The 7,085-nt window shown below is 71.4% G+C and carries 7 protein-coding genes and 1 pseudogene; 3 read left to right on the top strand and 5 right to left on the bottom strand.

Annotated features, from left to right (window positions below; all coding sequences use genetic code 11):
- The 3 genes from trpS to COGEMETH_RS22060 all read right to left on the bottom strand — a co-directional run.
- Positions 1-732: tryptophan--tRNA ligase (gene trpS, locus COGEMETH_RS22070; protein WP_238184835.1), on the bottom strand; the 732-nt coding region annotated here is incomplete at its 3' end.
- A gap of 124 nt (positions 733-856) precedes the next feature.
- Positions 857-1,606 carry an endonuclease III domain-containing protein gene (locus COGEMETH_RS22065; protein ID WP_238184833.1) on the bottom strand — a complete coding sequence of 250 codons (750 nt, stop codon included), beginning with the start codon at positions 1,604-1,606 and terminating at the stop codon, positions 857-859.
- 96 nt (positions 1,607-1,702) lie between these two features.
- A complete protein-coding gene (locus tag COGEMETH_RS22060; protein WP_373875415.1) occupies positions 1,703-2,473 on the bottom strand; it encodes a GyrI-like domain-containing protein in 771 nt (256 codons plus the stop codon).
- A 223-nt stretch (positions 2,474-2,696) separates the two neighbouring features.
- Here COGEMETH_RS22060 and dapF point away from each other — a divergent pair, with 223 nt between their 5' ends.
- Both dapF and mtaB read left to right on the top strand, forming a co-directional pair.
- Positions 2,697-3,584 (top strand): diaminopimelate epimerase, encoded by an 888-nt coding sequence (dapF, locus tag COGEMETH_RS22055; RefSeq protein WP_238184832.1) that lies wholly within the window; start codon positions 2,697-2,699, stop codon positions 3,582-3,584.
- On the top strand, positions 3,584-4,816 hold the full coding sequence (gene mtaB, locus COGEMETH_RS22050) for a tRNA (N(6)-L-threonylcarbamoyladenosine(37)-C(2))-methylthiotransferase MtaB (protein WP_238184830.1): 1,233 nt from the start codon (positions 3,584-3,586) through the stop codon (positions 4,814-4,816). Before dapF ends, mtaB begins: the two co-directional genes overlap by 1 nt.
- 54 nt (positions 4,817-4,870) lie before the next feature.
- On the opposite strand, the gene COGEMETH_RS22045 is transcribed toward mtaB, so the two are convergent.
- Together COGEMETH_RS22045 and COGEMETH_RS22040 are read right to left on the bottom strand one after the other, a co-directional pair.
- The gene (locus COGEMETH_RS22045; protein ID WP_238184829.1) at positions 4,871-5,827 is read right to left on the bottom strand and encodes a Y4kA family protein; all 957 of its coding nucleotides are present in this window, start codon (positions 5,825-5,827) and stop codon (positions 4,871-4,873) included.
- Positions 5,828-6,029: 202 nt separating this feature from the next.
- Positions 6,030-6,758 carry an RluA family pseudouridine synthase gene (locus COGEMETH_RS22040; protein ID WP_238184828.1) on the bottom strand — a complete coding sequence of 243 codons (729 nt, stop codon included), beginning with the start codon at positions 6,756-6,758 and terminating at the stop codon, positions 6,030-6,032.
- 42 nt (positions 6,759-6,800) lie between these two features.
- Here COGEMETH_RS22040 and COGEMETH_RS22035 point away from each other — a divergent pair.
- Positions 6,801-7,085 (top strand): annotated as a pseudogene (locus COGEMETH_RS22035) (signal recognition particle-docking protein FtsY); the annotation flags it as partial.

Below are 7,085 nucleotides of genomic sequence, written 5' to 3'. Positions count from 1 at the left end.
GGGCAGCGCCTCCGGGTCTGTCTTGGCCCGGCGCACCTTCTGGGCGATGGCGTCGGCATCGTCCGTGAGGTTGATGCGCGAATTGTCGGAGGCGTCCGACTTCGACATTTTCTTCGAACCATCGCGCAGCGACATCACCCGTGCGGCCGGGCCTCCGATCAGCGGTTCGGTGATCGGGAAGAAGCTCTCTCCGTGGCCGTGTGCGGCGATCGAGCCGGCAAAGTCGGTGTTGAACTTGCTCGCGATGTCGCGGGTCAGTTCGAGGTGCTGCTTCTGGTCCTCGCCCACGGGCACGTGCGTGGCCCGGTAGGCCAGGATGTCGGCGGCCATCAGCACGGGATAGGCGTAGAGGCCGATGGAGGCGTTCTCCCGGTCCTTGCCGGCCTTGTCCTTGAACTGGGTCATGCGGTTGAGCCAGCCCAGCCGCGCGACGCAGTTGAACACCCAGGCGAGTTCGGCGTGCTGGGGCACCTGGGACTGGTTGAACACGATGCTCCGGGCCGGATCGATGCCGGCGGCCAGGAACGCGGCCGTGACCTCGCGGATCTGGCCTTTGAGCGCGGCCGGGTCCTGCCATAGGGTGATCGCGTGCAGGTCCACGACGCAGTAGAGGCACTGGGCCTCGCGGGCCTGCATCTCCACGAAGCGCTTGATGGCGCCGAGGTAGTTACCGAGATGCAGGTTCCCGGTCGGCTGGACGCCCGAGAACACCAGATCCTTGAAGTCGGCCATCGGCGCGGTCCCTCGACGCATACGAGCCGAGGCGTTCCTGCGTCCCGTGCCTTCGCGTCCCTTGTGAGCGGCGGGTTTCTGGCACCCGCGGGCCGGGCCGGTCAAGGACGCCCCGGGCCGCCCCTCACGGCTCCCGGTAGGCTGCCGGCGCGCTCGGGCAGAGGTCGACCAGCACGCAGCGTCCGCAGGCCGGCTTCCCGTGGTGGCAGACCTGCTGGCCGTGCAGCATCAGGATCTCGTGGTTGTCGTAGAGGTCCTGCGCGCTCCAGTCGGCGGGCAGCTGCGCCCGCAGGATCGCGTGCGCCGGGCCGACGTCGACCCTGGGCCCGATCAGGCCGAGGCGCTGGGCCACCCGGTGGTGGTGGCTGTCGACGGGCAGCGCCGGCATCCGCAGGGTCGAGAAGGAGAGCACCGCCGCGCTCGTCTTCGGCCCGATTCCGGGGATCGCCTCCAGCCAGGCGCGGGCCTGCGCGACGGGCATGCCTTCGAGGAAGTCGAGGCCCAAGGCGCCGTGCCGCTCGGCGACGGCGCGCAGCACCGCCCGGATGCGCGGCGCCTTGAGTTCCGGCCAGGTCACGCCGGCGATCGTCGCCTCGATCTCCGGCACCGGCGCGTCGAGGAGGACGGACCAGTCCGGGTAGCGGGCGCGCAGGGCCTTGAAGGCGCGGCCCGACTCCGCGTTGCGGGTGCGGTGCGAGAGCAGCGACGAGACGAGTTCGCTCAAGGGGTCGAGGCTGTGGAAGTAGGGGATCGGGCAGCCGTAGACCGGGCAGAGCCGGGCGTGGATGGCGAGCGCCCGGCCGGCGGCCTCCGGATCGGGGGCAGGGGAGGCCCGGCGGCGGCCAGCGGGGTCGTGAGTGTGGAGATCGGCCATGCAGGCTCGAATCCGCCTGCGCCCTCAGAGTTTCCCGGCAGCCGTGGCCAGCGGCAATTTGCCGGCCCCGCTGCCCGTCCTCAACCCCCCCAAAAACTACTTCACCAGGGCGTAGATGTTCACGTCCACCTGCTCGTCGGCGCCGTCCTTCAGGTCGGTGACGTATTCCTCGATGAAGCGGTCCTGCACCACGATGTCCTTGGCATCGAGATAGGCCGTGAGGGTCTCGTAGGTGCCGTCGATCCCCTCGTAGGAGCCCTTGTGCGGGAAGCGCAGGGCCTTGCCGGAGGGAGTGGTGCCGAGGCGCAAGGCCTCGCCCAGGGCCGGCTTCGGGTCCGGCATCGCGGCCAGCGGGATCATCGCCTCGTACTGGAAGCCGTCGTCGTCCGTGCCGGTGAAGACCGCGATCGGCCGCCCGGCCGGCCGGAGGCCGGCCTTGGCGAGGTCCGCCTCGATCCGGGCGAAGGCGCCCCTGAGGGTGGCGGCGGCCTCCTCCCACTTGGCCTTGCCGGCCAGGATCGCGGCGGGCTTGGCGGGCAGGGAGACCGCGTCCACGTCGCCGGCCTCGCCCGGCGTTTCCACCAGGGTCTTGTCGCGCGAGGCGGCGGGCGGCGGAGCGGTGGGCGCGGCGCCCGCCTGGGCCGGCACCGGCGGGCTCACCGCCTGCTCGGGAGCGGGCGCTGCCGACCTGCTCGGGTCCTGCGGCGGATTGGGGGCCGTCGTCGTCGGCAGCGGGCTGGTCTGCGCCGGGGAGGGGGCGGTGGAGGGCGGCGGGGCGGGCTGCTGCGCGGCCAGGGGCAACGGGCCCGTGACGAGGCCCGTGGCGACGAGGAGGGCGGCGAGCCATACGGCGTGAGGGCGGATCAAGGATGCGCTCCGGATTCGAGACGGCGGCGCGAATCGCGCGCGGGGACCGTCCGGATGGAAGGTAGTGGCGAACCGTGCCGCCCGCGAGGGCGCAATCGCCCGGGCCGAGCCGCGCCGTCCGCCCGCGGCGGATCTGCCACGCTCGTCCACCCCTCGCGCCGGCAGGCCGATCTTGCCATATAGCCCCCGACCCGCCGCCACCGACGAGACCGACCCGAGCCGCATGAGCGCCCTCGCCCACAGACGCTTCCTCAAGATGCACGGCGCCGGCAACGCCATCGTGGTGCTGGACCTGCGCGGCACGGACCTGCGCGTCCGGCCCGAGGAGGCCCACGCCATCGGGGCGGACGCGCACTCGGCCTTCGACCAGCTGATGGTGCTGCACGATCCCGCGAGCGCGGGCACCGACGCCTTCATGCGGATCTACAACACCGACGGCTCGGAATCGGGCGCCTGCGGCAACGGCACCCGCTGCGTCGCCTACGCCATGTTCGACGACCCCGCGATGGCGCGGCCCGCCGAGGGCAACCGCCTGGTGCTGGAGACGGTCTCCGGAAGCGTCGCGGTGCGGCGCGTCTCGGAGCGCGCCTTCACCGTGGACATGGGCCGGCCGCGGCTCGCCTGGGACGAGATCCCCCTGCGCGACCCCTTCCCCGACACCCGCCGGATCGAGCTGCAGATCGGGCCGATCGACGATCCGATCCTGCACTCGCCGGGGGTGGTCAACATGGGCAACCCCCACGCGGTCTTCTTCACCGACCGGGACCCGGCGGAATACGACCTCGCGCGCATCGGGCCGATGCTGGAGAACCACCCGATCTTCCCCGAGCGGGCCAACATCTCGATCGCGCAGGTGATCGGCCGCGAGACGATCCGCCTTCGGGTCTGGGAGCGGGGAGCCGGGCTGACGCTCGCCTGCGGCACCGCCGCCTGCGCCACGGTCGTCGCCGCCTCGCGGCTTCGCATGATCGGGCGGCAGGCGAGCGTGAGCCTGCCCGGCGGCGAGCTGTTCGTGGAGTGGCGCGCCGACGACCACGTGCTGATGACCGGCCCGGTCTGCCTCGTGGCCGAGGGCATCCTCGCGCCGGAGTTGTTTTCCGGGACCGCCTGATGGCCGTCGAGACCCTGACCTTCGGCTGCCGCCTCAACACCGTCGAATCCGAGGTGATGCGCGCCCACGCCGAGGCGGGGAGCACCGGCGGCGACCTCGTCCTCGTCAACACCTGTGCCGTCACGGCGGAGGCAGGCCGCCAGGCCCGCAAGGCGATCCGCCGCCTCGCCCGCGAGCGGCCGGGCGCGCAGATCGTGGTGACGGGCTGCGGCGCCGAGGTCGAGACCGCGGATTACGCCGCGATGCCCGAGGTCGCCCGTCTCGTCGGCAACGCCGCCAAGCTGACGCCGGAGGCCTGGGACGGGGCGTCGGCGCATACCGGAATCGGCGCGGTGATGGCGGCGCGCGACGCCCCGCCGACGCGGATCGACGGCGTGGCCGGGCACACGCGGGCCTTCGTGCCGGTGCAGAACGGCTGCGACCACCGCTGCACCTTCTGCGTGATCCCCTTCGGCCGCGGGAATTCCCGCTCGGTGCCGCTGCCCGCCGTGGTCGATCAGGTCGCGCGCATCGTCGCCCATGGCGGCCGGGAGGTGGTCCTCACCGGCGTCGACCTCACCGCCTACGGCCGCGATTTTTCTGGGGGACCGGCGACGCTCGGACATCTCGTACGGGCGATCCTCGACGGCGTGCCGGACCTCGCCCGGCTGCGGCTGTCCTCGATCGACTCCATCGAGGCCGACGACGGGCTCCTGCGGGCCATCGCCGACGAGCCGCGGCTGATGCCCCATCTCCACCTCTCGCTGCAATCGGGCGACGACCTGATCCTCAAGCGGATGAAGCGCCGCCACACCCGCGCCGACGCGGTCGCCTTTTGCGAGGCCGTCCGCCGCCTGCGCCCCGGCACGGTGTTCGGCGCCGACCTGATCGCGGGCTTCCCCACCGAGACCGAGGCGCAGTTCGCCCGCTCCCTCGACCTCGTGGCGGAATGCGGCCTGACGCACCTGCACGTCTTCCCCTACTCGCCCCGCCCCGGCACCCCGGCCGCGCGCATGCCCATGGTCGCCCCCGAGATCGTCCGCGAGCGCGCGTCTCGCCTGCGTGAGGCGGGAGCGAGGGCGCTCGCATGCCACCTCGACGGCGAGGTCGGGCGCCTGCACCGGGTGCTCGCCGAACGCGGCGGGACCGGGCGTACGGAAGGGTTTACGCCCGTACGGATCGCCGCCGAGCCCGGCGAGATCCGCACCGTGCGGATCACCACCCACGACGGGCGCATGCTGATAGCGGCGTGAGCCCGACGCAGGTCTTCTTGATCGAGCCGCCACGGGCGACCCGGCGTCGTCCCGTCAAGGCGTGATGTTGATCACGGGCCGCAGCACCTGGCGCGTCAGGACCTGGTTGACCGCATTCGCAGCCACGAGTTCGGACGGATCGCCGCGCGCCGTCAGCAACGGTCCCACCAGCGTACGGCGGAAGTCGAGAGCGGCCGGGAGCCCCGTCTCGGGCAGGGCGAGGCCGACGATGACCCGGTGCACGTCCTTGCGGCTGGCGGTGCCGTTGGCCGACGCGTCCAACACGCTCAATCCACGGCCCACCGGAGAGAACACGATCTTCGGGAAAGCGGATACGCTCAGCGTCGTCTGGAAATCAAGCGCGTCGACGAGCGTCGGCGGACCCTTCACCTTGTCGGCCGGTCCGCCGAGGTTCGCGAAGAGCGTCAGGTCGATGAAATCCTTGACGACGCTCTTCATGCCGATCCGGCCCGAGATGGGATAAGCGTAGTTCTCCCCGACGACCTGATCCGCGCAGTATCCGCGGTCGATGCTGCGGATGAGCTTGCTGAATGCGTCGGTGATCGTGAAGGTCCGCAGGTTCTGGCGCTGCCTGTCCGCACTGGCCGACAACCCGAGCGTCCCGCTCGCATTGGTGAACGGCTGCAGCAGGTTGATGCCTGCGCCGACGTTGTTCACCTCGGTCATCTCAAGGGAGTAGTTGTAGGCGACGCCGGTATCGAAGAACAACTGCAGTATCTTCCGCACGTCGCCCCGGAACAGGTTGTAGTGGAAGCTCTGGACCGGACGGATACCGTCCCGGAATTCCTGGCCCAGTCGCCGCGCCGCGGGATCGCTGCTCGTCGAGAGCCAGTCGAGAGCCGATTCGATGATCGCCTGCCGGGTCTCGCATCGGATCTGGCGAACGATCTGAAACGTGGAGAGTCCCGTCGAATCCTCCGGCAACGGATGGATCGCGCAGCCCGCAAGCCAGAAGCAGGCGCCGAGCGCGGCGTAGCGAATTCTCTTCAACACGATGGACCCCCAGGATGATCGCGCGGGTCTGCTGCCCGAATCGAACAATCTGAGGTAATTTAATTTTCTCGTTAGAGTCTGTGTTATTTTTGAAACATTCCAACGCCTCGAAACCTGATCGACAGCAGTCTTGCGGATTTGCCCATGATCCGCAGCCGAAGACGGCGGGGCGTTTCACCGAGACGATCGGACATCCGGACTATTCGGCTGGGGCGGGCCGAGTGTCGGCCGTCCATCCGCAGGCCGACAAACCCGCTCGCATGTGCTCCGGCAAGGGCGCCTCGGCCACCACCGGCGGCTTCCTCGGGTAGAGCGGCAGGGCGAGGCGCCTTGCGTGGAGTTGCAGGCCGGGGCCGCCGTGGCGGGGGGCCGAGCCGTAGATCGGGTCGCCCACGATCGGGAAGCCCGACGCCGCGCAGTGGACGCGCAACTGGTGGGTGCGGCCAGTGATCGGCTCCAGTTCGAGCCAAGTCGTCGCGCGGTCGGAGGAGCGGCCCATCACCCGCCACAGGGTCAGGGACGGGTCGCCGGCCGGGTCCGCCTTCATCCACCAGGAGCGCGGGTCGTCCGAGCGGCGGGCCAGCGCCAGGTCGATGCGGCCCTCGTCCGCCTCCGGGCCGCCTTCCACGAGGGCCCAGTAGCGCTTCTGCGCCACGCCCGTGGCGAACAGGCGGTTGAGCCGGGCCAGCGCCTTGGCGTGGCGCCCGAGGGCGAGGCAGCCGGAGGTGTCGCGATCCAGGCGATGGACGGCCTCCGGCCGGCGGGGCAGGCCGAAGCGCAGGGCGTCGAGGTGGTCGGTCAGGGTCTGCCCGCCCTTCGGCCCCGGATGCACCGGCAGCCCCGCCGGCTTGTCGATGACGAGCAGCAGGGCATCGCGGTAGAGCAGGCGCGCGCCTATGTCTGGCAGGATCGCAGCGGACGGGGACATGCGCCGGGGCTAGAGCCTCGGGCGCACGGGAGCAAGGATCGTATGACGAGCGAGGACAAGCCCGGCTGGCTGGGGCGCCTGTTCGGGCGCAAGGGCGCCCCCGAGGCCGAACCGCCGGCCGAGTCCCCGGCCTCCCCGGCCGAGGGGCAGCCCGACTTCGCCACCGGCGCCGGGGAGGTGGCCCACATCCCCCTGCCGCCGACCGACCCCGCGCTGGCCGACCCCGACCGCGACGCCGTGCCCGACGCGGTGGAGGGCGCCGACCTCCAGCCGATCGAGGGCGAGCCGGACGCAGCCCCCCCCGGCACGGCGGGCGACGCTCCGGAC

This window comes from Methylobacterium trifolii (assembly GCF_022179685.1).
Classification (GTDB): Bacteria; Pseudomonadota; Alphaproteobacteria; order Rhizobiales; family Beijerinckiaceae; genus Methylobacterium; species Methylobacterium trifolii.
Note: the sequence above shows the minus strand (reverse complement) of the source record. Positions and strands in the feature narration are given on the sequence as shown.